The 23226-nt window shown below is 70.1% G+C and carries 25 protein-coding genes; 17 read left to right on the forward strand and 8 right to left on the reverse strand.

Going from position 1 to position 23226, the window contains the following annotated elements; genetic code table 11:
• The first annotated feature begins 120 nt into the window (after positions 1–120).
• The 3 genes from IF67_RS0115210 (at position 121) to IF67_RS0115220 (ending at position 2235) form a co-directional block, all read left to right on the forward strand.
• Positions 121–780 (forward strand): TIGR03086 family metal-binding protein, encoded by a 660-nt coding sequence (locus IF67_RS0115210; protein ID WP_078889455.1) that lies wholly within the window; start codon positions 121–123, stop codon positions 778–780.
• Between the two features lie 118 nt (positions 781–898).
• A complete protein-coding gene (locus tag IF67_RS0115215) occupies positions 899–1441 on the forward strand; it encodes a cupin domain-containing protein (RefSeq protein WP_030985939.1) in 543 nt (180 codons plus the stop codon).
• On the forward strand, positions 1438–2235 hold the full coding sequence (locus IF67_RS0115220; RefSeq protein ID WP_030985941.1) for an SDR family NAD(P)-dependent oxidoreductase: 798 nt from the start codon (positions 1438–1440) through the stop codon (positions 2233–2235). Before IF67_RS0115215 ends, IF67_RS0115220 begins: the two co-directional genes overlap by 4 nt.
• 95 nt (positions 2236–2330) lie before the next feature.
• Here the strand turns inward: IF67_RS0115220 and IF67_RS0115225 are convergent, their stop codons facing one another.
• On the reverse strand, positions 2331–2918 hold the full coding sequence (locus IF67_RS0115225) for a hypothetical protein (protein WP_078889456.1): 588 nt from the start codon (positions 2916–2918) through the stop codon (positions 2331–2333).
• A gap of 305 nt (positions 2919–3223) precedes the next feature.
• Between IF67_RS0115225 and hemL the strand changes: the two genes are divergently transcribed.
• The 7 genes from hemL to ccsB all read left to right on the forward strand — a co-directional run bounded on the left by hemL (position 3224) and on the right by ccsB (position 11078).
• Entirely contained in the window at positions 3224–4549 is a 1326-nt protein-coding gene (gene hemL, locus IF67_RS0115230; RefSeq protein WP_078889457.1) for a glutamate-1-semialdehyde 2,1-aminomutase, read from the forward strand.
• A gap of 69 nt (positions 4550–4618) precedes the next feature.
• Entirely contained in the window at positions 4619–5299 is a 681-nt protein-coding gene (locus IF67_RS0115235; protein WP_037839410.1) for a histidine phosphatase family protein, read from the forward strand.
• 146 nt (positions 5300–5445) lie between these two features.
• Complete coding sequence (locus IF67_RS0115240) at positions 5446–6669, forward strand: hypothetical protein (RefSeq protein ID WP_030985948.1); 1224 nt, start codon at positions 5446–5448, stop codon at positions 6667–6669.
• 77 nt (positions 6670–6746) lie between these two features.
• The gene (locus tag IF67_RS0115245; protein WP_030985950.1) at positions 6747–7361 is read left to right on the forward strand and encodes a TlpA family protein disulfide reductase; all 615 of its coding nucleotides are present in this window, start codon (positions 6747–6749) and stop codon (positions 7359–7361) included.
• A 4-nt stretch (positions 7362–7365) separates the two neighbouring features.
• The gene (locus IF67_RS0115250; RefSeq protein ID WP_030985952.1) at positions 7366–8127 is read left to right on the forward strand and encodes a cytochrome c biogenesis CcdA family protein; all 762 of its coding nucleotides are present in this window, start codon (positions 7366–7368) and stop codon (positions 8125–8127) included.
• A gap of 3 nt (positions 8128–8130) precedes the next feature.
• Positions 8131–9993 (forward strand): cytochrome c biogenesis protein ResB, encoded by a 1863-nt coding sequence (gene resB / locus IF67_RS0115255; RefSeq protein WP_030985954.1) that lies wholly within the window; start codon positions 8131–8133, stop codon positions 9991–9993.
• The gene (gene ccsB / locus IF67_RS0115260; RefSeq protein WP_030985956.1) at positions 9990–11078 is read left to right on the forward strand and encodes a c-type cytochrome biogenesis protein CcsB; all 1089 of its coding nucleotides are present in this window, start codon (positions 9990–9992) and stop codon (positions 11076–11078) included. The genes resB and ccsB overlap by 4 nt, the downstream gene beginning before the upstream one ends.
• Before the next feature lie 135 nt (positions 11079–11213).
• On the opposite strand, the gene IF67_RS0115265 is transcribed toward ccsB, so the two are convergent.
• The 4 genes from IF67_RS0115265 to IF67_RS0115280 form a co-directional block, all read right to left on the reverse strand.
• A complete protein-coding gene (locus IF67_RS0115265; protein ID WP_030985957.1) occupies positions 11214–12641 on the reverse strand; it encodes an alkaline phosphatase family protein in 1428 nt (475 codons plus the stop codon).
• A 214-nt stretch (positions 12642–12855) separates the two neighbouring features.
• Positions 12856–13506 carry a DUF4291 domain-containing protein gene (locus tag IF67_RS0115270; protein WP_030985959.1) on the reverse strand — a complete coding sequence of 217 codons (651 nt, stop codon included), beginning with the start codon at positions 13504–13506 and terminating at the stop codon, positions 12856–12858.
• 128 nt (positions 13507–13634) lie between these two features.
• Positions 13635–14180 carry a nucleoside deaminase gene (locus IF67_RS0115275; protein WP_324608881.1) on the reverse strand — a complete coding sequence of 182 codons (546 nt, stop codon included), beginning with the start codon at positions 14178–14180 and terminating at the stop codon, positions 13635–13637.
• A 134-nt stretch (positions 14181–14314) separates the two neighbouring features.
• Complete coding sequence (locus tag IF67_RS0115280; RefSeq protein WP_030985963.1) at positions 14315–14752, reverse strand: PLD nuclease N-terminal domain-containing protein; 438 nt, start codon at positions 14750–14752, stop codon at positions 14315–14317.
• 88 nt (positions 14753–14840) lie between these two features.
• On the opposite strand from IF67_RS0115280, the gene IF67_RS0115285 reads away from it, so the two are divergent.
• Positions 14841–16295 carry a menaquinone biosynthesis decarboxylase gene (locus tag IF67_RS0115285; RefSeq protein ID WP_030985964.1) on the forward strand — a complete coding sequence of 485 codons (1455 nt, stop codon included), beginning with the start codon at positions 14841–14843 and terminating at the stop codon, positions 16293–16295.
• Positions 16292–17194 (forward strand): menaquinone biosynthesis prenyltransferase MqnP, encoded by a 903-nt coding sequence (mqnP, locus tag IF67_RS0115290; RefSeq protein WP_030985966.1) that lies wholly within the window; start codon positions 16292–16294, stop codon positions 17192–17194. Before IF67_RS0115285 ends, mqnP begins: the two co-directional genes overlap by 4 nt.
• A 447-nt stretch (positions 17195–17641) precedes the next feature.
• On the opposite strand, the gene IF67_RS0115295 is transcribed toward mqnP, so the two are convergent.
• A complete protein-coding gene (locus IF67_RS0115295) occupies positions 17642–18259 on the reverse strand; it encodes a DUF4870 domain-containing protein (protein WP_030985968.1) in 618 nt (205 codons plus the stop codon).
• Positions 18260–18368: 109 nt separating this feature from the next.
• Positions 18369–18962: a rhomboid family intramembrane serine protease gene (locus tag IF67_RS0115300; RefSeq protein WP_030985970.1), complete on the reverse strand. Its 594-nt coding sequence runs from the start codon at positions 18960–18962 to the stop codon at positions 18369–18371.
• 117 nt (positions 18963–19079) lie between these two features.
• On the opposite strand from IF67_RS0115300, the gene IF67_RS0115305 reads away from it, so the two are divergent.
• Positions 19080–19814, forward strand: coding sequence for a UbiX family flavin prenyltransferase (locus IF67_RS0115305; protein WP_030985972.1), 735 nt, complete (start codon positions 19080–19082; stop codon positions 19812–19814).
• On the opposite strand, the gene IF67_RS45740 is transcribed toward IF67_RS0115305, so the two are convergent.
• Positions 19811–19945: a hypothetical protein gene (locus IF67_RS45740; RefSeq protein ID WP_260639410.1), complete on the reverse strand. Its 135-nt coding sequence runs from the start codon at positions 19943–19945 to the stop codon at positions 19811–19813. The genes IF67_RS0115305 and IF67_RS45740 overlap by 4 nt on opposite strands.
• Before the next feature lie 119 nt (positions 19946–20064).
• Here IF67_RS45740 and IF67_RS0115315 point away from each other — a divergent pair, with 119 nt between their 5' ends.
• The 4 genes from IF67_RS0115315 (at position 20065) to IF67_RS0115330 (ending at position 22910) form a co-directional block, all read left to right on the forward strand.
• The gene (locus tag IF67_RS0115315) at positions 20065–20523 is read left to right on the forward strand and encodes an Lrp/AsnC family transcriptional regulator (protein ID WP_030074599.1); all 459 of its coding nucleotides are present in this window, start codon (positions 20065–20067) and stop codon (positions 20521–20523) included.
• Positions 20524–20680: 157 nt separating this feature from the next.
• Entirely contained in the window at positions 20681–21844 is a 1164-nt protein-coding gene (gene mqnE, locus IF67_RS0115320; RefSeq protein ID WP_030985973.1) for an aminofutalosine synthase MqnE, read from the forward strand.
• 54 nt (positions 21845–21898) lie between these two features.
• Positions 21899–22423, forward strand: a complete 525-nt coding sequence (locus IF67_RS0115325; protein WP_030985975.1) for a GNAT family N-acetyltransferase — start codon at positions 21899–21901, stop codon at positions 22421–22423.
• Between the two features lie 196 nt (positions 22424–22619).
• Positions 22620–22910, forward strand: coding sequence for a DUF4229 domain-containing protein (locus tag IF67_RS0115330; RefSeq protein WP_030985976.1), 291 nt, complete (start codon positions 22620–22622; stop codon positions 22908–22910).
• Positions 22911–23226: the final 316 nt, after the last annotated feature.

Here is a 23226-nt window from a genome sequence, read left to right on the forward strand (position 1 = left end):
GGGATTTTAGGCGGTGCCCGTACGGTCCCGCCCGGCCCGCAAGGACGGGCCGCGCCGGTCGCGCGGCGCCTGTCGCGTTTTTTCAAGCCGCCCCCGGCGGCGGTCCGTAGCGTCATCACTATGACCGACATGCAAGACATTCCGGATGAAACGCCCGTGAGCCGGCAAGCCGACCCGACCGCACCTGCCCCCACGGCCCCCACACCCCCACCGATCAGCGCGCTGCTCGACGCGGCGGCCCAGGCGGCGCTCCCCGTACTGCGCGGGGTGCGCGACGACCAGCTGGGACTGCCGACGCCCTGCGCCGAGTACGACGTACGGGCGCTGCTCAACCACCTCTTCCAGGTGGTCCTCGCTTTCCAGACCCTGGCCGCGAAGAAGGACGTGGACTTCAGCACCACCCCCGACCGGCTCGGTGAATACCGGGCGCAGTGGCCCGACCGGTTCGCCGAGGAGGCGGCGCGCCTGGTCGAGGCGTGGGCGGTGCCGGGCGCGGAGGACGGTCTGACCGGCGGGATGAAGCTGCCGGCGCGGACCGTCGGCGCGATGGTGCTGCTGGATCTGACGGTGCACGCCTGGGACGTGGCACGGGCGGCCGGCCTGCCGTACACGCCCGCCCCCGGGTGCGTGGCCGAGCTGCGCACACTGGTCGCACAGATGGCCCCGACGGCCCGGAAGATGAACGTCTTCGCCGCGCCGCTCCCCGTCCCGCCCGGCGCCTCCGCCCTCGATGCGCTGCTGGCCGAGACGGGCCGCGACCCGCACTGGACGACCGGCTGACGGATGTGGACGGCCGTCCAGCGCCGGGACGCGGTATGCCGGGCGGGACACCGGGCACACTCCCTAGGCTGGATCATCACCACCGGCAGTCGGCGGACGAGTGGGAGGCGGCCCGCGGATGGACGAGCAGCGCAGGTCCCACGAGCGGCTCCCCGAGGCGCTGATCGACTTCTACGGGCTGGCGCCGCTGCCCCGTGAGGGCGGACGGTTCCGGCGTACGTGGGCGGGGCCCGAGCGCCCCGACGGGCGGCCCGAGGGCTCGGCGATCGTGATGCTGCTGACCGACGAGCCGGGCGACTTCTCCGCCCTGCACCGGCTGCCCACCGACGAGACCTGGCACTTCTACCGGGGCGATCCGCTCACCCTCTTCCTCCTCCCGGAAGGCGGCGCCGCGGAGGGCGGCGGCCTCCCGGAGGGCGGTGGCACGGCCCGTACGGTCGTGCTCGGTCCTGACGTCCTGGCCGGGCAGCACGTCCAGTTCACGGTGCCGGCCGGTACGTGGATGGCCGCCGAGGTCGCCGACGGCGGTTCCTGGTCGCTCTTCGGCTGCACGATGGCGCCCGGTTTCACCTTCGAGGACTACGAGCACGGGGACGCCGCCGAACTGGCCGCGCGCTTCCCCCAGGAGGCGGCGCGGATCACCGCGTTGAGCAGGCCATGACCGAGACCGGACCGGACGCCACCAACCGCCCCCAACTGCCCGATCTGCGCGGCCAGGTCGCCCTCGTCACCGGTGCCGCCGGGGGCATCGGCCGCGGTATCGCGCTGCGGTTCGCCGCGGCGGGCGCGGCCGTCGTGGCGCATTACCGTACGGGCGCCGAGGCGGCCCGGGCCCTGGTCGGGCGGATCGAGGCGGACGGCGGAAGCGCGCTGGCGCTGCGCGCCGACCTGGCCGTCGAGGAGGAGTGCCACCGTCTGGTGAACGAGGCGGCCGGCTGGCGCGGCCGGCTGACCGCGCTGGTGAACAACGCGGGGGTGCAGCCGACGCAGGAGCTGGCGGCGATGTCGCTCGCCGACTGGCGGGCGGTGGCGGATCCGAACGTGCACAGCGTCTTCGCCTGCACCCAGGCCGCGGCGGCCGTGATGCGGGCGTCCGGCGGTGGTTCGGTGACCCATATCGCCTCGATCGAGGCGGACCGTCCGGCGCCGCAGCATGCCCACTACTGCGCGTCCAAGGCGGCGGTGGTGATGCATGCGCGCGCGGCGGCGCTGGAGTACGGGGCGTGCGGCATCCGCGTCAACAGCGTCTCGCCCGGCCTGATCGACCGTCCCGGCCTGGCGGAGGACTGGCCCGAGGGGGTGCGCCGCTGGCAAGCCGCGGCGCCCGCCGGACGGTTGGGCACGCCGGAGGACGTGGGCGATGCCTGTGTGTTCCTCGCCTCACCGATGGCGTCCTGGATCACCGGGCACGATCTGGTCGTGGACGGCGGGGTGTCGGCCCGCCCCACGTGGTGACCGGCGCGGCCCCCGTGCGGAGAGCGCCCCGGCCGGGCGCGGCGCGCCGCGCCCGGGGCCGTCGCGCCCGTGGCCGCCGCGCCCGCGCTGAACCGTTACGGCCAGACCAGGCAGTACGCCTGGTGCCCCGCCTCATGCAGCCGGTGGCTGAAGTCCTGCCACTCGTGCAGCAGCTGGTAGACGGTGAAGGCGTCGCGCGGGCCCCCGCGGTCGGGGACGGTGGACCAGATGAAGGCGGCCGCGCCGACCGTCTCCTCACCGACGCCGCGCAGCGGGTCGACCACGGTCATGGGGAGCTTGACGACGGCGTAGTCGGGGTGGAGGACGACAAGTTCGAGCGGCGGAACCTTATGGAGGGGTATGCCCTCTATACCGGTGAGGACCATGGCGGCCATCGTCTCCGGCTTGATCTTGCTGAACATGCCGCCCATGCCGAGCTCGTCACCGCCGAGCTCCTCGGGACGCATGGAGACCGGGACGCGGGCCGCGGTCGCACCATTGGGCGCGCCGAAGTACCTGTAGGTCACCCCCATGCGGCCGCCTCTGATCTCCCCGCCCGTGGTCTCGCCCGTGGTGTCCTCACGGGTCTCGCCCGTGGTGTCCTCGCGCCGGTGACGGCCGCGCTGGGCGCGCTCGGGACCCCGGTCATTGGTTCCCTCGCCCAGTTCGCCACCGCGATGCATATCTCCACCCGACCACTCGCAGCCCCAGCCGCGCAACCCGATCATCGTCTCAGAGACCTCCCCCGTCACCGGCGCGTGAAACGCCCGGCCGCACGCCCCCGTGCGCCTCTGAGACCATTGCTTGCGTGACTTACTCGTACGTCGGCCCAGTTTCGCAGACGAGTGGGGGCTGACGCCCGGTCGAGCGAGAGGAATCAAAAAAGGAGCGAGAGTGAACCCAGCGGCGCCCGCAGGCGTATCGCGAGGGAGATTCCCGCACCCGTTGTCAGCCGGGCCGCGTCCGTGCGCCGCCCCTCCCGCCGTTTATGCAGGTCAGGATCACAGTGTCTTTTCCGTATGAAGCCCCTGTTTCGCAGTCGCTGTTCGACCGTGCGTCCGCTGTGACGCCGGGCGGCGTCAATTCTCCGGTGCGGGCCTTCCGGGCCGTGGGCGGTACGCCCCGGTTCATGGTGTCCGGCACCGGTCCGTACCTCACGGACGCCGACGGCCGTGAGTATGTCGACCTCGTGTGCTCATGGGGGCCGATGATCCTCGGCCACTCGCACCCCGAGGTGATCGCCGCGGTCCAGGACGCGGTCGCCCGAGGTACGTCCTTCGGCACGCCCGGCGCGGGCGAGGTCGAGCTGGCCGAGGAGATCGTGGCCCGGATCGAGCCGGTCGAGCAGGTGCGCCTGGTCTCCAGCGGCACCGAGGCGACGATGTCGGCGATCCGGCTGGCGCGCGGCTTCACCGGCCGGCCGAAGGTGATCAAGTTCGCGGGCTGCTACCACGGGCATGTGGACGCGCTGCTGGCCGCGGCCGGTTCGGGCGTGGCGACCTTCGGGCTGCCCGACACGCCGGGTGTGACGGGTGCGCAGGCCGGCGACACGATCGTGCTGCCGTACAACGACATCGAGGCGGTACGGGCCGCGTTCGCCGCGCACCCGGGCGAGATCGCCTGTGTGATCACGGAGGCGTCGCCGGGCAACATGGGCGTGGTGCCGCCGCTGCCGGGCTTCAACCAGGGCCTGAAGGATCTGTGCGCGGGCAACGGGGCGCTCTACATCTCCGACGAGGTGATGACCGGCTTCCGCGTCAGCAAGGCCGGTTGGTACGGAATTGATGGCGTACGTCCGGATTTGATGACCTTCGGGAAGGTCATGGGCGGCGGCTTCCCGGCTGCGGCCTTCGGCGGCCGCGCGGACGTCATGGCGCATCTCGCCCCGGCCGGCCCGGTCTACCAGGCGGGCACCCTGTCCGGGAACCCGATCGCCACCGCCGCGGGCGTCGCGCAGCTGCGGCTGCTGGACGATGCCGCCTACGGGAAGGTCGACGCGGTCTCGGCGGAGGTGCGGGGTCTGGTCACCGCCGCGCTGGCGAAGGAGGGCGTGGCGCACCAACTCCAGGTCGCGGGGAACATGTTCTCGGTCTTCTTCACCGATGCCGAGGTGACCGACTACGACGCCGCCAAGGCGCAGGAGTCGTTCCGCTTCACCGCCTTCTTCCACTCGATGCTGTCGCAGGGCGTCTACCTCCCGCCGTCCGCCTTCGAGTCGTGGTTCCTCTCGACCGCGCACGACACGGCGGCCGTCGAGCGGATCGCCGCCGCACTGCCGGCCGCTGCGCGGGCCGCGGCCGGGGCGACGGCCTGACGACGGCCTGACGACGGTTGCGGCGCACGGGCCGGCGACTGCTTGCTGACGACTGAATGAATGGGTGACATGAGCAGCGAAGACATCACCGTCGTGCATCTGATGCGGCACGGCGAGGTGCACAACCCCGATGGCGTGCTCTACGGGCGCCGGCCCGGCTACCACCTCTCCGAGCTGGGGCGGAAGATGGCCGACCGGGTGGCGGAGCACCTCGCGGAGCGGGACATCACACATGTCGTCGCCTCGCCGCTGGAGCGTGCGCAGGAGACCGCGGTGCCGGTCGCCGGTGCGCATGGTCTGGATCTGGCCACCGACGAGCGGCTGATCGAGGCGGCCAACGTCTTCGAGGGGAAGACCTTCGGGGTCGGCGACGGTGCGCTGAAGAAGCCGGGGAACTGGAAGTACCTGACGAACCCGTTCCGGCCGTCCTGGGGCGAGCCGTACCTCGAGCAGGTCGTCCGCATGATGGCGGCGCTGGGTGCGGCGCGGGACGCGGCGCGCGGGCACGAGGCGGTGGCGGTCAGTCATCAGCTGCCGATCTGGATCGTGCGCAGCTTCGCGGAGCGGCGGCGGCTGTGGCACGACCCGCGCAAGCGGCAGTGCACGCTGGCCTCGCTGACGTCGTTCACCTTCCACGGCGACAAGATCATTTCGGTGGGGTACAGCGAGCCTGCGCGCGACCTGGTTCCCTCCCATCTTCTGGCGGGCGCCAAACCCGTGAAGGGAAAGGCCAAGGCTTTCGGGGCCTGACGGTGCATCACTTGGTGGAACGTCAAGTCCAGGCAAAATGAGATATCTGCGCGAATAACCCGGAACCCCGACGCTCGACATGCCCTCTTCTCCATTGTCCGTTTATATGGATATTGAGTTCGGCGAGCACGGATGGGGACGAGGGTATGCGCGCGATCAGTCGGCGAAACCTGCTGGGTATGGGAGTTGGTGCAGCCGCGGCGCTGGGCGTCGCCGGCTGCTCTTCGCCGGACTCGGGCGCAGGGGCCGACAAAGCGCGTGTGAAGAACTCGGTACAGGCTCGCCCCAAGCTCATCGGCGACGGCTCGACAGCGAATTACGGCTCGCAGCCCCATCAGCCGAAAGCACCCGAACGGCTGGAGCCCGGACAGACCCCGCCGCAGTTCGTCATCTTCTCCTGGGACGGCGCGGGAGAGGTCGGCAACGGCCTCTTCCCCCGCTTTCTCAAGCTCGCCAGGGACCATGGCGCCGCCATGACCTTCTTCCTGTCCGGGCTCTACCTCCTGCCCGAATCCCAAAAGCACCTCTACGAGCCGCCGAACAACCGGCGGGGCGCCTCCGACATCGGCTACCTCAGCGACGAGCACATCAGGGAGACGCTGAAGTACGTGCGGGAGGCCTGGCTGGACGGCCACGAGATCGGCACCCACTTCAACGGGCACTTCTGCACCGGCGCCGGCACCGTCAAACGCTGGACGCCGCAACAGTGGCAGTCCGAGATCGACCAGGCGATGGATTTCGTCACCAAGTGGCGTACCAACACCGGCTTCACGGATCTGGATCCGCTGCCCTTCGACTACCGAAAGGAATTGGTCGGAAGCCGTACGCCATGCCTGCTGGGGCAGGAAAATCTGCTGCCCACCGCCAAGGAACTCGGCTGGCGCTATGACGCCAGCTCGCCCGGCGGTCTCCAGATGTGGCCGAAGAAAAAGATGGACCTCTGGGACTTCCCGCTCCAGCAGGTTCCCTTTCCGGGGCACTCTTTCGAGGTGCTCTCGATGGACTACAACATCCTCGCCAATCAGTCCAAGAACTCGACGAAGGCCCCGCCGGTCAACTACCCGGGCTGGCGGCGCCAGGCCACCGACGCATATATCTCCGGATTCCGCCGGGCCTACGAGACCAACCGGGCTCCCTTCTTCATCGGCAACCACTTCGAGGAGTGGAACGGCGGTATCTATATGGACGCCGTCGAGGACGCGCTCAAACACATTGCCAATGAGCAGAGCCGGGATGTCCATCTGGTGTCGTTCCGGCAGTTCACCGACTGGATGGACGCCCAGGACCCGGAGGTGCTGCGCAAGCTCCAGGAGCTCCCCGTCGGGCAGCAGCCCTCCGGTGGCTGGAAGTCGTATCTCTCGGCGGCCTGACATGCCCCTTTGATCGGGGACCGGTCCGGCGAGGGGGGCGCGGAAGATCCGCAAATGGCCCATGCGAAACTTTTCACATGAGTGCTTGCCGCGCCCCACGCCGCCTCACGAGCCGCCGCCGCATCACCCTGCTCGCCGCAGGGGCGGCGGCCGCGTCGCTGACGCTCAGCGCCTGCGGCGACGGCGCCTCCGGCGGCTCGTCCCAGACCCGGTTCGTCCAGGGCAAGAACGGCATCGACACCGTCAAGGAGAACGAGCGGCAGCCGGCGCCCGATCTTGCCGGTGAGACCACCACCGGCAAGAAGCTGGACGTGGCCGACTACAAGGGCAAGGTCGTCGTCCTCAATGTCTGGGGATCATGGTGCGGCCCCTGTATCGCCGAGGCGCCGAACTTCGCCAAGGTCGCGAACGAGACCAAGAGCAAGGGCGTCCAGTTCATCGGGATCAACACCCGCGACTCCGAGAAGTCGCAGGCCACCAGCTTCGAGGAAGAGCACAAGGTGCCCTACCCGAGCCTGTTCGACCCGACCGGCCGGCTGATGCTGCGCTTCCCCAAGGGCAGCCTCAACCCGCAGTCCATCCCCTCCACGATCGCCATCGACAAGCAGGGCAAGATCGCCGCCCGCTCGATCGGCCCGCTCGCCGAGGACGAACTGCGCAAGATGATCGCCCCGCTGATCGCCGAGAAGTGATCACGTGATCGCGCTCGCCGCCGCCGCGGAAAACCAGACCGTCCTCAGCGGCACCCTCCTCGCCGCCGTCCCCATCGCGCTCTTCGCCGGCCTCGTCTCGTTCTTCTCGCCCTGCGTCCTGCCGCTGGTGCCGGGCTATATGTCGTACGTCACCGGCGTCACGGGCACCGACCTCGGCGAGGCCCGGCGCGGCCGGATGCTGGCCGGCGCCACGCTCTTCGTCCTCGGCTTCACCGCCGTCTTCGTCTCCGGCGGCGCGCTCTTCGGGTTCTTCGGCCAGAGCCTCCAGGAGTACAAGGACGTCATCTCGCGGGTCCTCGGCGTGCTGATGATCCTGCTCGGGCTGGCGTTCGCCGGTGTCCTCAAGCGTTTCGGACAGCGCGAACTGCGCTTCCACATGAAGCCCGCCATGGGGCTGGCCGGCGCACCGGTGCTCGGGGTGCTCTTCGGCGTCGGCTGGACGCCGTGCCTCGGCCCCACCTTCGCCGCCGTCAGCACCCTCGCGTACTCCGGCGCCAGCGCAGGCCGCGGCGCCCTGCTCACCGTCGCGTACTGCCTGGGCCTCGGCCTGCCGTTCATCGGCGTCGCGCTGGCCTTCCGCCGGGCGCTCGGCGCGTTCGGCTGGGTCAAACGGCACTATCTGTGGGTGATGCGGATCGGCGGCGGCATGATGGTCGCGCTCGGCATCCTCCTCGTCACCGGCATCTGGGACAGCCTGATGTCCGAGCTCCAGAGCTGGACGCAAAGCTCCACCGTTGGGATCTGATTGATGTCCACCAAGACCGACACCCCCCGCGAACCGGGCCCCGAGGCCGACGCGGGCAGCGATCTCGGCACGGCCGGATCCCAGCTCTCGACCGCGCCGACGGAAGACGTCGGCTTCCCCTCGCTGGGCCCCCTCGGCTGGGTGCGCTGGTTCTGGCGGCAGCTGACCTCGATGCGGGTGGCGCTGCTGCTGCTCTTCCTGCTGTCGATCGGTGCGATCCCGGGCTCGCTGATCCCGCAGACCAGCGTCGACCCGACCAAGGTCGACCAGTTCAAGGCCGATCACAGCACGCTTGCGGGCATCTACGACAAGCTCGGGATGTTCCACGTCTACAGCTCGGTGTGGTTCTCGGCGATCTATCTGCTGCTGTTCATCTCGCTGATCGGCTGCATCGTGCCGCGCAGCTGGCAGTTCGTCGGACAGCTCCGCCGCCGCCCGCCGGCCGCCCCGCGCCGGCTGACCCGGCTGCCCGCGTACACCACCTGGCGCACGGACGCGGCGCCCGACGAGATCCTCGGTGCGGCCCAGCGGCTGCTGAAGAAGCGGCGCTTCCGCGCCCACCGGGCCGGCTCCGCCGTCGCCGCCGAGAAGGGCTATCTGCGCGAGGTCGGCAACCTCGTCTTCCATGTCGCGCTGATCGTGATGCTGGTGGCGTTCGCCGTCGGCGGCCTGTGGAAGTCCGAGGGCAACAAGCTGGTCACCGAGGGCGACGGCTTCTCCAACAGCCTCACCCAGTACGACGAGTTCAAGTCGGGACCGTTCTACGACACCGACGACATGGAGCCGTTCGGCTTCAAGCTCCACCGCTTCGACGCGACGTACGAGCGGACCGGGCCCCAGCGGGGCACCCCGCGCACCTACCGGGCGCAGATCTCCTACTTCCTGGGCGCGGACGGCAAGCAGCACCACAGCGCCATCGAGGTCAACACACCCCTCGACATCGCCGGCAACAAGGTCTTCCTGCTCTCGCACGGCTACTCGCCCGTCGTCACCGTCAAGGACGGCCGCGGCAAGACCGTCTTCCACGGCGCGACGGCCTTCCTGCCCGCGGACCCCAAGAACCTCACCTCGACCGGTGTGGTGAAGGTGCCCGGCGCGCAGACCAAGGACGGCAAGCGCAACCAGCTCGGCTTCCAGGCCATGTTCGTCCCGACGTTCGGCGGCCGCGGCACCGGCTCGATGTTCTCGCAGTTCCCCGCGCTGGACTTCCCCGTGCTGTCGGTGAACGCGTACCACGGCGACCTGGGCCTGGACTCCGGTCTGCCGCAGAGCGTCTACAAGCTCGACACCAAGCGCCTCAAGAAGTACCAGGACGGCAAGGGCGGCATCCTGAAGAAGATGCTGCTGCCCAAGGACCGCGTGGAGCGGCACGCCGGCTCCAAGAACAAGGCGGCCGTACGCGCTGCCGAAGAACAGACCACGATGAAGCTGCCCAACGGCGAGGGCTCCATCACCTTCGAGGGCGTCAAGAGCTGGGCCAGCTTCAAGGTCTCCCACCAGCCCGGCAACGGCCTGGCGCTGACCGGCGCGGTCGCCGCTCTGCTGGGCCTGGCCGGATCGCTGTTCATCCAGCGCCGCCGGGTGTGGGTCCGGGCGGAGAAGGGCGCCGACGGCGTCACCGTCGTCGAGATGGCCGGTCTCGGCCGCAGCGAGTCGGCCCGGCTGCCGGAGGAACTCGCCGGTCTCGCCGGAGCACTGTTCCCCGATGCCCCGCCCGCTCCGGACGCCGAACCCGGCACGGGACCCGGCACGGAGGCCGGCGCCCCGCCCGCTCCGGACGCCGGGCCCGCCCCCGACACCGAAGACCCCGCGGAGCCCACTGACTCTGACGGACCTGCTGACCCCTCTGAAGGAGCGCGCGCGTGAACATCGCGGCCGCAGCCAACGAGACACTGGCGCACAACAGCAACCTGCTGGTCTATTCGGCGATGGCGGTCTATACGCTCGCCTTCCTCGCGCACATGGCCGAGTGGGTGTTCGGCAGCCGCAGCAAGGTCGGCCGCACCGCCGCAGCCCTGACCGCACAGGCCAAGGCGACCGCGACGGTCTCCGTGCACACAGCCCGGCAGCAGGGGGGGACGGCCGTCCTGGAACGGCCCGAGGTCATCACCAAGCCCGTTGCCGGCAGCCGTGACGTCCCCGACGGGCCGGGCGCCGCGGGCGACACCGAGAAGGGCGACCTCTACGGGCGGATCGCCATCTCGCTGACCGTCCTGGCCTGGGCGCTGCACGTGGCCGGCGTCGTCACCCGCGCCCTGTCCGTGGAACGTGCCCCCTGGGGCAACATGTACGAGTTCTCCACGACCTTCGCCTCGGTCGCGGTCGGCCTCTACCTGCTGCTGCTCGCGCTCAAGAAGAACGTCCGCTGGATCGGGCTGCCCCTGGTCACCACCGTCCTGCTCGACCTCGGGCTGGCCGTCACGGTGCTCTACACCGCCAGCGACCAGCTGGTGCCCGCGCTGCACTCGTACTGGCTGTGGATCCACGTCAGCTGCGCGATCATCTCCGGCGCGGCGCTCTACCTCGGTGCGGTCTCCGCGCTGCTCTTCCTCTTCCGCGACTCCTACGAGGCCAAGCTCGCCGAGCCGAAGGGCAAGCAGCCCGGCGCCTTCGCCTCGTCCGTGCTGGAGCGGCTGCCCTCGGCCGCCTCGCTGGACAAGTTCTCCTACCGCGTCAACGCCACCATCTTCCCGCTGTGGACGTTCACCATCATCGCGGGCTCCATCTGGGCCGAGGCCGCCTGGGGCCGCTACTGGGGCTGGGACCCCAAGGAGGTCTGGGCCTTCATCACCTGGGTCGCCTACGCCACCTATCTGCACGCCCGCGCCACGGCCGGCTGGAAGGGCCGCAGGGCCGCCTGGCTGGGCCTGATCGGGTTCGTCTGCTACCTGATCAACTACTACGGCGTGAACATCTTCGTGACGGGGCTGCACTCCTACGCCGGAGTCTGATCGCCGGAGTCCGGTCCGCACACCCCGCGGTGCCGTACGGGACGCCTCCTCGCGAGGCCGGCCCGTACGGCACCGTCGTTTTACGGGAGAGGGAGAGATGCCCGTGCCCGCCCTGGGGCCCTGGGGGACTGCCGCCTAGCGCCGCCTGCGCCGGCCGCGCTCCTGGCGTGGCGGCCGCTGTCCCGCGCCCGGCAGCGTCGGCTTCGGCAGATGCGCCACCTCCCACTGCGCCTCGACCAGCTGCTCGGCGGTGTCGCGGGGCAGCCGCGGCGGGCGGCGCGCACCGTGGCGGAAGCCGAACGCGGACGTCAGATCGCCGAAGGCCGCCCGCCGCCAGTCGCTGATGTTCGGTTCCTCCACGCCCGTCCAGCGCTCCAGGAACTGGAGCACCGAGGTGTGGTCGAAGGGGTCGCCGGCGGCCCAGCCGCCCACCGTCCACGGCGAGATGATCAGACACGGCACGCGGAAGCCGCCGCCGATCGGCAGGCCCCGGACGAACTCGTCCTTCGTCCCCGGGGGCGGCACCGGCGGCGGCACATGGTCGAAGAGGCCGTCGTTCTCGTCGTAATTGAGGATGAAGACGGTCTTGGCCCACACCCTCGGGTTGGACGCGATCGCCTCGATCTTCTTTGCGACGTAGTCGGCGCCGGCGGCCGGCAGATAGTCCGGGTGCTCGGACTGGTGGCTGGTGGGGATCAGCCAGGAGACGGCCGGCAGCCGGTCATGGCGGGCGTCGTCCTCGAAGGTGCCGGCCGGCTGCGGCACCATCCCGCGCTCATGGAGCGGATCGCCCGGCTTGGCGTCCCGGAACGTCTGGAACTGCTCCAGGAGGTTGCAGCCGTAGTCGTCCTCCTCCTGGTACACCCGCCAGCTGATGCCGGCCGCCTCCAGCCGCTCGGCGTAGGTCGTCCAGCGGTACGGCTTGGGCGCGGTGTTGTTCAGCACCGGGCCGCCCCGTGTGCCGCCCGGGTCGAGGGTGCCGGTCATCCAGTACAGCCGGTTCGGCCAGGTCGGCCCGAAGACCGAGCAGAAGTAGTTGTCGCACAGCGTGAACGCCTCGGCGAGGGCGAACTGGAACGGGATGTCGTCCCGCGTGTGATAGCCCATCACATACGGACCATTGACGCCGTCGGCCTTGCGGTGCGCGGGCAGCCAGCGGTCCATCCTCCCGCCGTTCCACGCCTCGTGCTGCACGGACCAGGCATGGCTGGTGGAGGGGATGGCCTGGGCGCTGGTGGTGTGCGTGTCGAGGCGGAACGGCAGCAGATAACCGTCCGGGTTCTGCGCGTCCGGCTGGTGGAAGACCGACCGGCCGTCCGGCAGCGTCAGCGCGTCCGGGTCGGCGAAGCCGCGGACGCCGCGCAGGGTGCCGAAGTAGTGGTCGAACGAGCGGTTCTCCTGCATCAGCATCACCACGTGCTCGATGTCGTGCAGCGAGCCGTGACGTGCGGGTCCGGCGGCGACGGCCTTTTGCACGCTGGGCGGCAGCAGCGACAGCGCGGCGGCGCCGCCGACCACGCCGGCCGTGGAGCCGAGGAGTCTTCGTCGGGTCATGTCGGGCATATGTGCCACTCTCCCTGAGTCGCGTGAGCCCTCAGTGGGCCGACATGACTGTGGCGGTGCCCGAGTTTCCCGGGCAGGGGGAGGTGGCTGAACGGTGCATCAATTGGCTGTGAACGGCCCTCAGTTGGCCGGACACCCCTACGTCCCGTACGTCACGCGAAGCAGTGCGCCGCGGACCCCGCGGTGGCCGGATTTACGTGTTTGCGGCGGTGCGTCAGGACACGCGGCCGAGGCCCGGAGTTCCCTCGGGTGCCGGGTAGGGACGCTCCTCGGGCAGCAGCGCCGCGGCCGCCGCGGTGTCCCCGGAACGCACCAGCGCATGGATCTCGCGGGCGAGCGGGGTGACGTCCGTGATGGCCACCGTCCACTCGTCTGCGTACCGGCGCGACGCCTCCCCCGCCAGCCCCAGCTGGAGCGACCGGTACGGCAGCGCCTGAAGCCGCAGATCGCGCTCCGGGTCCCACTGCACCCGCGCCGGCGCCCCCTTCAACTGCCGCTGCCAGGCCCCGCGGTCGGGGTGCTCAGCCGAGTCGTAGTGCGACAGACAGGCGTTCCGCAGCGCCCAGTCGAAGCCGCCCCGGTCGATCTCGACGGCGAGCACGGTCTCCTGGTCGGCCTTGGCGCCCCAGCCGCAGCGGTACATCATCCACAGGAACGACGGCTTGATCCACGTCATCCGCTCCCGCTTCCAGGCCACCGGGAACCGCCCGTCCCGCGCGGCCGGGAGGCCCAGCGCGGGGGAGTACGCCTGATAGACGGTGACGGTCTCGTCGGTGTGCAGGGCGCGGATACGGCGGTGCGGTTCGGCGGGGTGTACGGGGGTGTCCGCGGCCTGTACGGGGAGGACGTCCGGGCGGGTGCTCATGGCTGGCCATCCTGGTGGATGGCGGGGGTGGGGGCCAGCGAATTGTGCGGCGGGCGGGAGGCGGTGGGCCGGGCGGAAGGAGGCGGGCCGGCGCGGGCGGGGCCCCGCTGGACCGGTCGGCCTGTTACCTACCCGCCCCCGATGTCCTCCTGCCACAGCTCCGGCCGCGCCCCGATGAAGTCCCGCATCAGCGCTGCGCACTCGGGGTCGTCCAGCAGCACGATCCGTACGCCGTGCCGGGCCAGCCAGTCGTGACCGCCGTGGAAGGTCCGCGCCTCGCCGATCACGACCCGCGAGATGCCGAACTGGCGGACCAGGCCGCTGCAATACCAGCAGGGGGAGAGGGTGGTGACCATGGTGGTGCCGCGGTAGCTGCGCTGGCGGCCGGCAGCGCGGAAGGCCGCGGTCTCGGCGTGCATGGTGGGGTCGTCGTCCTGGACGCGGCGGTTGTGGCCGCGGCCGAGGAGGGCGCCGTCGGGGCCGTAGAGGGCCGCGCCGATCGGGATGCCGCCCTCGGCGAGTCCGGTGCGCGCCTCGGCGATCGCTGTCGCCAGCATGGCGCGGGCCTGTTCCTGCACATGGTCGGGGTGGCCGACCGGGTCGCTGTGGCCGTCGACGTGGCCGTGCAGCCGGAGCTCGTCGCGGTCCTGCCCCCAGTCCTGCGTACGGTCCATGCGCTCACCGTACGCCGGGGCGGCCGCCGCCGCGGGTTCCGACGGACCGACGTCGTCGGGACCGGTCGCCGTCGTGACGGCCGCCGTCGTGACGGTCGGCGTCGCGGCCGTCTACGACGCGACGGGAGGAACTTCTAGCCCTTGGCGGGCGGCTGGGGGTCGTCCGGGCCGTTCGTCTCGTCCTTCGTGCCCTCGGTGCGCCGCAGCTCCTCCTCGCGGCGGCGCAGGTCCGCCTCCCAGTCCTTGAGCAGCGCCTCGTCCTTGTTGTTCCCGCTGTTCTCGCTCTTGAGGGACGCGAGGAACTCGGGATTGTCGTCGGGCGCGACGAACTTCGTACGGTGGTTGCGGTGCCATTGCGAGGGCGTGGAGCCGTCTCCCGTCACCGGCCGGCGCTGCTTGCCCGCGACCAGCCAGGCGACCGGGCCGACCAGCACCTCGCCGAAGAGCAGGATGATGATCACCCAGATCACCTTGGGCAGTCCCCGCACCTGTGATTCGGGGGTGTTCAGGCAGTCGATGAACGCATAGATCCACAGTGCCAGCACCAAGAGGAACGGCAGATACCTGAGCATTGCGGAACGAGCCCCCTGCACACGGCGGCGGGCCCTCGCCGGGGCCCGGTGACCCGTCCAGGGTAGTGCGTACCCGATACTGGAAGGCATGGCTTACGACGATCTTCGCTCGTTCCTGCGTGCACTGGAGCGGGAAGGCGACCTCAAGCGCATCAAGGCCGAGGTCGATCCGTATCTGGAAGTCGGCGAGATCGTGGACCGGGTGCAGAAGTCCGGTGGCCCGGCGCTGCTCTTCGAGAACGTCAAGGGCTCGGCGATGCCGCTCGCCATGAACGTCTACGGCACCGACCGCCGGCTGCTGAAGGCGCTGGGCCTCAAGGCGTACGAGGACATCAGCGGGAAGATCGGCGGACTGCTCAAGCCGGAGCTGCCGCAGGGCTTCGTCGGCGTACGCGAGGCGTTCGGGAAGCTCGCGGGCATGGCGCACGTCCCGCCCAAGAAGGTCAAGGAAGCCCCCGTCCAGGAGGTCGTGCTCCAGGGCGACGACGTCGATCTCGACCAGCTCCCCGCGCTGTTCACCTGGCCCGAGGACGGCGGCTCCTTCTTCAACCTGGGCCTGACGCACACCAAGCACCCCGAATCCGGCGTGCGCAACCTGGGCCTCTACCGCCTCCAGCGCCACGACAAGCGCACCATCGGCATGCACTGGCAGATCCACAAGGACAGCCGCAACCACTACCAGGTCGCCGCCAAGCGCGGGGAGCGGCTGCCGGTCGCCATCGCCTTCGGCTGCCCGCCGGCCGTGACGTACGCGTCGACCGCGCCGCTGCCCGGTGACATCGACGAGTACCTCTTCGCGGGCTTCCTCCAGGGCAAGCGGATCGAGATGGTCGACTGCAAGACCGTCCCGCTCCAGGTCCCGGCGCACACCGAGGTCGTCATCGAGGGCTGGCTGGAGCCCGGCGAGATGCTGCCCGAGGGCCCGTTCGGCGACCACACCGGCTTCTACACGCCGCAGGAGCCGTTCCCGGCGCTGACCATCGACTGTGTGACGATGCGTAAGCGGCCGCTGCTCCAGTCGATCGTCGTCGGTCGCCCGCCGACCGAGGACGGCCCGCTGGGCCGCGCGACGGAGCGGTTCTTCCTCCCGCTGCTCAAGATCATCGTTCCGGACATCGTGGACTACCACCTCCCCGAGTCCGGCGGCTTCCACAACTGCGCGATCGTCTCGATCGACAAGAAGTACCCCAAACACGCACAAAAGGTTATGCACGCCATCTGGGGCGCACACATGATGTCGCTGACCAAGCTGATCGTGGTCGTGGACGCGGACTGCGATGTGCACAACCTCCACGAGGTCTCCTGGCGGGCGCTGGGCAACACCGACTACGCCCGTGACCTCACCGTCGTCGAAGGCCCCGTCGACCATCTCGACCACGCCTCCTACCAGCAGTTCTGGGGCGGCAAGGCGGGCATCGACGCGACGGAGAAGTGGCCCGAGGAGGGCTATACGCGCGACGGTGGCTGGCCCCACATGGTCGAGTCCGACCCGCGGACGGCGGCGATGGTCGACCGTCGCTGGAAGGAGTACGGACTCTCGTGAGCAGCGCATCCGCAGCGGTCCCGCAGCCGGGCCGCACCAAGGCCTTTCTGCGCCTCGTGATGATCGAGCACTCGGTCTTCGCGCTGCCCTTCGCCTACATCGCCTCCCTGACCGCGATGTACCAGTGGGACCGGCACATTCACTGGGGCCGGCTGCTCCTCGTCACCATCGCCATGGTCGGCCTGCGCACCTTCGCGATGGCCGCGAACCGGATCATCGACCGTGAGATCGATGCCCGTAACCCGCGCACCGCGCACCGGGAGCTGGTCACCGGCGCGGTCTCGGTGAAGTCGGCGTGGACGGGCGCGCTGATCGCGCTCGTCGTCTTCCTGGGCGCGGCAGCGCTGCTGAACCCCCTGTGCCTGGCGCTCGCGCCCCTCGCGGTGGTGCCGATGGTGGTCTATCCGTACGGCAAGCGGTTCACGAACTTCCCGCAGGCGATCCTCGGCCTCGCCCAGGCGATGGGCCCGGTCGGCGCCTGGCTCGCGATCACCGGCTCCTGGTCCTGGGAGGCGGCGATCCTCGGCCTCGCGGTCGGCATCTGGATCGGCGGCTTCGACCTGATCTACGCCTGCCAGGACGTGGAGACGGACCGTGAGGTCGGCGTGAAGTCGGTGCCGGCCCGGTTCGGCATCCCGGCCGCGATCTGGGGCGCCCGCGGCTGTCACCTCGTCACGACGGCGCTCTTCGTCTGGTACGCGCTCGCGACCGGCGCGGGCGTGTTCTTCTGGCTGGGCCTGGCGATCGTGGCGGTGGCTTTCCTGTACGAGCACACGATCGTGAAGCCGCACGACCTGACCCGGCTGAACCGGGCGTTCTTCCAGGTCAACGGGTTCATCGGGATCGCGCTCTTCGTCTGCGCGCTACTGGATCTGCTGGTGCGCGGGCTGACGGTCTGACGGCTTACGGGGCTTACGGGGCTGACGGTCTGCCGGGTCTGCTGGGTCTTAGGGGTCTGGCGGTTCCGGTGCGCGGGCTGACGGGCTGACGGGCTGACGGGCTGACGGGCTGATCGGCTGCGCGGGCCGGCGGTTGCGGTGTGGCCCTGTCGGCCGTTGCGGCGGGTCGTGCGGCGGGGGCTTGCGGGCTGGTGGCCGGGCGGGCCTTGCGATCCGTCGGCCGTGCGGCTGCGCGGCCGGGCGGGTCTGCGGGCGAGCGCCCTGGGGTCCTACGGCCCCTACGGCCCTACGGCACTACGGGTCTCGCGGGCTATCGGTCGTACGGCTGCGGAGGCTTTGGGGCGGAGGCTTTGGGCTGTCGGTTGTACGGGTGTGTGAGGCCTTGTGTGCTGCCTCCTTCTTTTACGATTACGGAGAGTAATCAGTTCCTGGCGGGCTGTGGTGATGTCAGCCCTTGCTGAGGGGCCAGGCGATCAGTCGCGGGTAGGTCCACAGCTCGCCGCGGGTCGCCTTGACCGTGCCGATGACCGCGCAGATCACGCCGGACAGGGCGTAGCTGCCGAAGATGCCGATCACGGTCAGCAGTGGGACCGCCAGGCCGGAGCTGTTGCGCTGGGCGTCCGTCGTGGCGGCCGCGGCGAAGGTGAAGGCGCTGGCGACGTACAGCACCACCCCGAGGGCCGCCATGATCGCCTGGGTGATGCCGAAGTTCACGGCCTGGGTGGCGTGGTGGCGGATGTACGGGTCGTGTCTGTGGCGGTCGTTGCCGCGGAGGGACAGCGGGAAGATCCAGCCGAGGAAGGCGCCGAGGCCGCAGCACATCATCGTGCCCGCGGTCATGGTCAGCAGGGCGCCGAGGTGGGCCCACATCGCGGGGCCTGTCGGGGGCGCGGGCGGCTGGGCGCCGTAACCGGGGCCGGGCGGCTGCACGCCGGGGTAGCCGTAGCCGCCGCCGGGCGTGCCGCCGGCCCAGCCCTGCTGCGGAGTCCCGTGCTGCGGCGCCCCGTACGGCTGCTGTGGTCCGCCGGCCGGAGGGCCGTAACCGGGCTGGTGGTAGTCGGACATGCTCTGCTCACCCCGTATGTACTGCGCACCATGTACTGCGCACTGTGCCCGTCGCCGCGCGCGCTGCGAGGCAGTGCGCGCGATCCCGCGGCTCCCGTTCGCCCTGAGGTTACGTGACGGGTCCGACACCGGCGCCGGTCAGGGCGCTGCGCGGGCGCTCCCGGAAGGCGAAGGCCGCCAGCACCCCGCCTGTCAGCCCGAACAGATGCCCCTGCCAGCTGATCCCGCTGTCGGTCGGCAGCGCGCCCCACAGGATCGAGCCGTAGAGCACGCCGACGACCAGGCCGATGCCGATGTCGAGGAGCTTGCGTTCGATGAAGCCGCGCACCAGCAGATAGCCGAAGAGGCCGAAGACGACACCGGAGGCGCCCGCGGTGTTGCTGTCCGGCGCGGCCGTGAACCATACGCCCAGCCCGCTGGTGAGGATGATCAGCAGGGCGACGGCGAGCAGCCGGTGCACCCCGCTGCGCAGCGCGGCCACGAAGCCGAGCAGCAGCAACGGGAGGGTGTTCGCGACGAGATGGCCGAAGCCGAAGTGCAGGAAGGCGGCGGGCACCACGTCGAGCAGCTCGGCGGGCTCGCGCGGCTGGATGCCGAAGGTGTCCAGCGAGCCGCCGGTGGCGACGTCGACGCCCTCCAGCAGCCAGAGCAGTGCGACCCAGCCCAGCATCAGGCAGATCGCGGGCTTCGCGCGTGATGTCATCTGCGGCTGTCCCTTTCTCGTCCCCCGGTGGGGCGGCCCTCGGCGGTGCTCCGCGAGGGGCGCACAGGTAAGAACGGCCGTGATGGGGTCCGTGGTTCCGCCGGATAGGCTCGATGCGTGGAGCCGCCGCACAACGACACCAGTAAGCAGGGCCCCGGCCGACGCCGTCCGTGGGTCGTGGGGATCTCCGGCGCGTCCGGGACGCCGTACGCCGCGTCCGTATTGCGCGGGCTGCTCGCCGCCGGGGAGGCGGTGGATCTGATCGTCAGCCGGGCGTCGCGGCTGACCCTGCTGGACGAGACCGGCATTGCGTTCCGGGATGCCCATTGGCGCGCTGACCTGCGGGAATGGCTGGCGCGCGGAGCCGATGGCAAGCCGTCGACGTTTCCGGTGACGGAGGCGGACCTGGCGGATGTGCGGCACTGGCCGGCGGGGGATCTGGCGGCCGGGCCCTCGTCGGGCTCGTATCCGGTGAAGGGGATGCTGATCGTCCCGGCGAGCACGGCGTGTGTGGCCGGGGTGGCGCTCGGGCTCTCGAAGGACCTGCTCCAGCGGGTGGCGAGCGTGACGCTCAAGGAGCGGCGGCGGCTGGTGGTCACGGTCCGCGAGACCCCGTTGAACGGGCCGACGCTGAAGCATCTGGTGACGCTGGACGAGGCGGGCGCCGTGGTGCTGCCCGCCTCACCGGCGTTCTATGCGGGGGCGACGCACATCCAGGATCTGGTGGACTTCGTCGCCGGCCGGGTGCTCGATGCGGCCGAGGTGCCGCACGGGCTGTACCGGCGCTGGGAGGGGGAGCTGCGGGGCGGCTCCAGGGAAAAGGAAGCGGAGGAGGCCCCGGACGCTCGCTAGCGCTTCTTCGCTGCGGCGGCGCGGCCGAAGAGACGGCGGGTCCGCGGTGCCGCAGCCCGGTGGGCACGTGAACGATTGGCCTGGTCCTGAAGCTCGCGCATGCGGGCGTAGGCCATCTCGATCGAGTACACGGTGACAACTCCTGAGATCGTCTTTGATCGTCTGAAAGATTCGCAGGGAACAGACCCTGCGTGCCTTAGATTCTACATGCAGAACCCGAAAATGCGTAAAGATTGGAAGGCTTGAGGGCATGGACGCGGTGGATAGGCAGCTCATCCAGGCACTTCGCGAGAACGGCCGGGCCTCGTACGCGGAGCTCGGGCGGCTCGTCGGCCTCTCCGGGCCCAGCGTCACGGACCGGATCAACCGCCTCGAAGCGGCCGGTGTGATCACCGGGTACCGCGCGACGGTCGACGCCGCCTCGCTCGGTCTCGGCGTCACCGCACTGGTCGGCATCTCCCTGTCGGACGCGGCCGACCACGAGGACGTCGCGCGCCGGCTGCGCGACCTCGCCGAGATCGAGGACGCCTGGTTCATCGCCGGCGACGACTCGTACATGCTCAAGGTGCGGGTGGGTGACGTGGACGGGCTGGAGCGCACCATCCGGCGGCTGTCCGGCACCAAGGGCGTCTCCCGTACACGCACCACGATCGTGCTCTCCACCAAGTGGGAGAACCGCGTCGGCGAGCTGCCCGAGGAGGCCGAGTAGGCCCTCGGCAGCGGCGGGACACACCGGAGCGGACGGGCGCACCAAGGGGCCCCCGTCCGCCCCTTTTACGGGGGAGTACGCTCGACGAAGCCCGTTTCCCGCACCAGAAACGGCACCGATAAGGCAGAGACTGGGAGGCGACCGGATGGCTGCGTCGATGGATGTGGGCCTCAAGCGTGAGCTGGAGGCGAAGGTCCACGCCGGGGAGCGGCTGACCCGCGAGGACGGTATCGCCCTCTACGAGTCCGACGACCTGGCATGGCTGGGCGGTCTCGCCCATGAGGTGCGCACGCGCAAGAACGGCGACGTCGTCCACTTCAACGTCAACCGTCACCTCAACATGACGAATGTGTGCACCGCGTCGTGCGCCTACTGCTCGTTCCAGCGCAAGCCGGGCGAGAAGGACGCGTACACGATGCGCATCGAGGAGGCCGTCCGCCTCGCCAAGGCGATGGAGAACGACAACCTCACCGAGCTGCACATCGTCAACGGCCTGCACCCGACCCTGCCGTGGCGCTACTACCCGCGCTCCCTCAAGGCCCTCAAGGAAGCCCTCCCGGAGGTCTCCCTCAAGGCCTTCACCGCCACCGAGATCCACCACTTCGAGACCATCTCGGGCCTGTCCGCCTCCGAGATCCTCGACGAGCTGATCGACGCCGGCCTGGAGTCGCTGACCGGCGGCGGCGCCGAGATCTTCGACTGGGAGGTCCGGCAGCACATCGTCGACCACGCCACCCACTGGGAGGACTGGTCGCGGATCCACCGCCTCGCCCACGAGAAGGGCCTCAAGACCCCCTCGACGATGCTCTACGGGCACATCGAGGAGCCCCGCCACCGCGTCGACCACGTCCTGCGGCTGCGTGAGCTCCAGGACGAGACCGGGGGCTTCCAGGTCTTCATCCCGCTGCGCTACCAGCACGACTTCGTGGACATGCAGGACGGCAAGGTCCGCAACAAGCTCCAGGCGCGCACGACGATGGCGACCGGCGCCGAGGCCCTGAAGACCTTCGCGGTCTCCCGCCTCCTCTTCGACAACGTCCCGCATGTCAAGTGCTTCTGGGTCATGCACGGTCTCCAGACCACCCAGCTCGCCCTCCAGCACGGCGCGGACGACATGGACGGCTCGGTCGTCGAGTACAAGATCACGCACGATGCGGACAACTACGGCACGCCCAACAAGCTGACCCGTGAGGACCTGCTCGACCTGATCCGCGACGCCGGCTTCCGCCCCGTCGAGCGCAACACCCGCTACGAGGCCATCCGCGAGTACCCGGGCCCCGACCCGGAGCGCCGCGAATCGCCCCAGCCGATGCGCGTCTGACCTGGTCAGCGGCGCTTTCGGCGGGGAGAGACGGGGAGAGTTAGGGTCCGGGTCATGGACGTGCATTTCGACCCGGCCCCTTCTGTCACTCCTGAACTCCGCGATGGGATATGCGCGTTGTGGGCCGATGTGTCCAATGCCGGCGGCGCGGTCGGCTTCCTCCCGCCGGTGGCGCCCGAGCAGGTCCGCCCCGACCTGCTGAGGCATCTGACCGCCATGGCCGAGGGCCGCGCGCGCCTGGTGGTCGGCCGTGACGGGGACGGCCGGGTCGTGGCGACGGCGTTCCTCACCCTCAACGGCCACCGCCTGATGACGCACTGGCTGTGGGTCTACACCGTCATGGTCCACCCCTCCTTCCAGGGCCGGGGCGCCGGCCGGCGGCTGATGGCCGCGGTCGCCGGGGCCGCCCGCACCGTCGAGGGGATCACCGCCCTCCGCCTCACCTGCCGCGGCGGCTCCGGTGCCCGCCCCTTCTACGAGGCCTGCGGCTACAAGGAGGTCGGCCGCGTGCCCGGCGCGATACGGCTGGCCGAGGACGATTACCGCGACGACATCACCATGTGGCTGGAGCTGAGCTGAGCTGAGCGGGCTGAGCTGGGCTGACGGGCGCGGCCCGCGGGCAGGGGGCGCGGGGCAGGGGCCGTCGCGGTGGGGCGATGCGGTGGGCCGATGTGCCATGGGCGGGGCCGCGGCGGGGGCCGCGAAGATCGCCCGAAGCGCTGTGCTTGACTGGATGCAGACCCTTTAGGTTGCCGTTGAGGAGAAGGTCCCATCCGTGAGTAGCCACAACTTCGCCACGCTCCGCTACACCGCCCTTCGCATCGGCCTCTTCGTCGCCTCGTTCGCCGTGGTGTGGGTGCTGGCGTACTTCCACGTCATCCCGCTGGCCATCGGCGCCTCCAACACCGTCTGGATGCTGCTGCTCGCCATCGTGATCTCCGCGCCGCTCAGCTTTGTGCTGCTGCGCAAGCAGCGGGACGCGATGTCCGAGCAGATCGTCACCAAGGTCGACCGCCAGCGCGAGCGCCTCATGGCCAACGCCGGCCAGGAGGACGGGCTGAAGTAAGCCCTGGACTGAAGGCCTGGACGCCACAGAAGTCCTGGGCCTGAAGGCCTGGACCTTTATGTAAGACGCCTCACAGCCTCTTCTCCACCACAGGCGCCCGCCGCCATGGATTCCGCTCCATGGCCGGGCGCCTGTCGCGTTGTTGACGGGTGGTCCGCCGCACAGGCCTCCCCGGAACTCAAAGATTTTCTTTGGGTTCCTCAAAGTTCAAGTGTTAACGTTCTTGTCATGAAGACAGCAGCCGCGCCTCCGTCCCCCAGGAGCACTCCGCTCGTGGCGCGCCTGCACGTCGATCTCTGCCGCTGTATGTCCGCGG

It is taken from the genome of Streptomyces sp. NRRL S-1813, assembly GCF_000719605.1.
GTDB lineage: Bacteria > Actinomycetota > Actinomycetes > Streptomycetales > Streptomycetaceae > Streptomyces > Streptomyces decoyicus.

Bases quoted from the DNA above. Each gene is read 5' to 3' on its own strand.
- IF67_RS0115245 (WP_030985950.1), top strand. From the start codon at position 6,747: ATGAGTGCTTGCCGCGCCCCACGCCGCCTCACGAGCCGCCGCCGCATC.
- IF67_RS0115295 (WP_030985968.1), bottom strand. From the start codon at position 18,259: ATGTCCGACTACCACCAGCCCGGTTACGGCCCTCCGGCCGGCGGACCA.
- IF67_RS0115225 (WP_078889456.1), bottom strand. From the start codon at position 2,918: ATGCATCGCGGTGGCGAACTGGGCGAGGGAACCAATGACCGGGGTCCC.
- IF67_RS0115235 (WP_037839410.1), top strand. From the start codon at position 4,619: ATGAGCAGCGAAGACATCACCGTCGTGCATCTGATGCGGCACGGCGAG.
- IF67_RS0115240 (WP_030985948.1), top strand. From the start codon at position 5,446: ATGCGCGCGATCAGTCGGCGAAACCTGCTGGGTATGGGAGTTGGTGCA.
- mqnE (WP_030985973.1), top strand. From the start codon at position 20,681: ATGGATGTGGGCCTCAAGCGTGAGCTGGAGGCGAAGGTCCACGCCGGG.
- IF67_RS0115265 (WP_030985957.1), bottom strand. From the start codon at position 12,641: ATGCCCGACATGACCCGACGAAGACTCCTCGGCTCCACGGCCGGCGTG.
- resB (WP_030985954.1), top strand. From the start codon at position 8,131: ATGTCCACCAAGACCGACACCCCCCGCGAACCGGGCCCCGAGGCCGAC.
- IF67_RS0115325 (WP_030985975.1), top strand. From the start codon at position 21,899: ATGGACGTGCATTTCGACCCGGCCCCTTCTGTCACTCCTGAACTCCGC.
- IF67_RS0115210 (WP_078889455.1), top strand. From the start codon at position 121: ATGACCGACATGCAAGACATTCCGGATGAAACGCCCGTGAGCCGGCAA.
- hemL (WP_078889457.1), top strand. From the start codon at position 3,224: ATGCAGGTCAGGATCACAGTGTCTTTTCCGTATGAAGCCCCTGTTTCG.
- IF67_RS0115285 (WP_030985964.1), top strand. From the start codon at position 14,841: ATGGCTTACGACGATCTTCGCTCGTTCCTGCGTGCACTGGAGCGGGAA.
- IF67_RS0115280 (WP_030985963.1), bottom strand. From the start codon at position 14,752: ATGCTCAGGTATCTGCCGTTCCTCTTGGTGCTGGCACTGTGGATCTAT.
- IF67_RS0115275 (WP_324608881.1), bottom strand. From the start codon at position 14,180: ATGGACCGTACGCAGGACTGGGGGCAGGACCGCGACGAGCTCCGGCTG.
- IF67_RS0115300 (WP_030985970.1), bottom strand. From the start codon at position 18,962: ATGACATCACGCGCGAAGCCCGCGATCTGCCTGATGCTGGGCTGGGTC.
- IF67_RS0115215 (WP_030985939.1), top strand. From the start codon at position 899: ATGGACGAGCAGCGCAGGTCCCACGAGCGGCTCCCCGAGGCGCTGATC.
- IF67_RS0115220 (WP_030985941.1), top strand. From the start codon at position 1,438: ATGACCGAGACCGGACCGGACGCCACCAACCGCCCCCAACTGCCCGAT.
- IF67_RS0115270 (WP_030985959.1), bottom strand. From the start codon at position 13,506: ATGAGCACCCGCCCGGACGTCCTCCCCGTACAGGCCGCGGACACCCCC.
- IF67_RS0115315 (WP_030074599.1), top strand. From the start codon at position 20,065: ATGGACGCGGTGGATAGGCAGCTCATCCAGGCACTTCGCGAGAACGGC.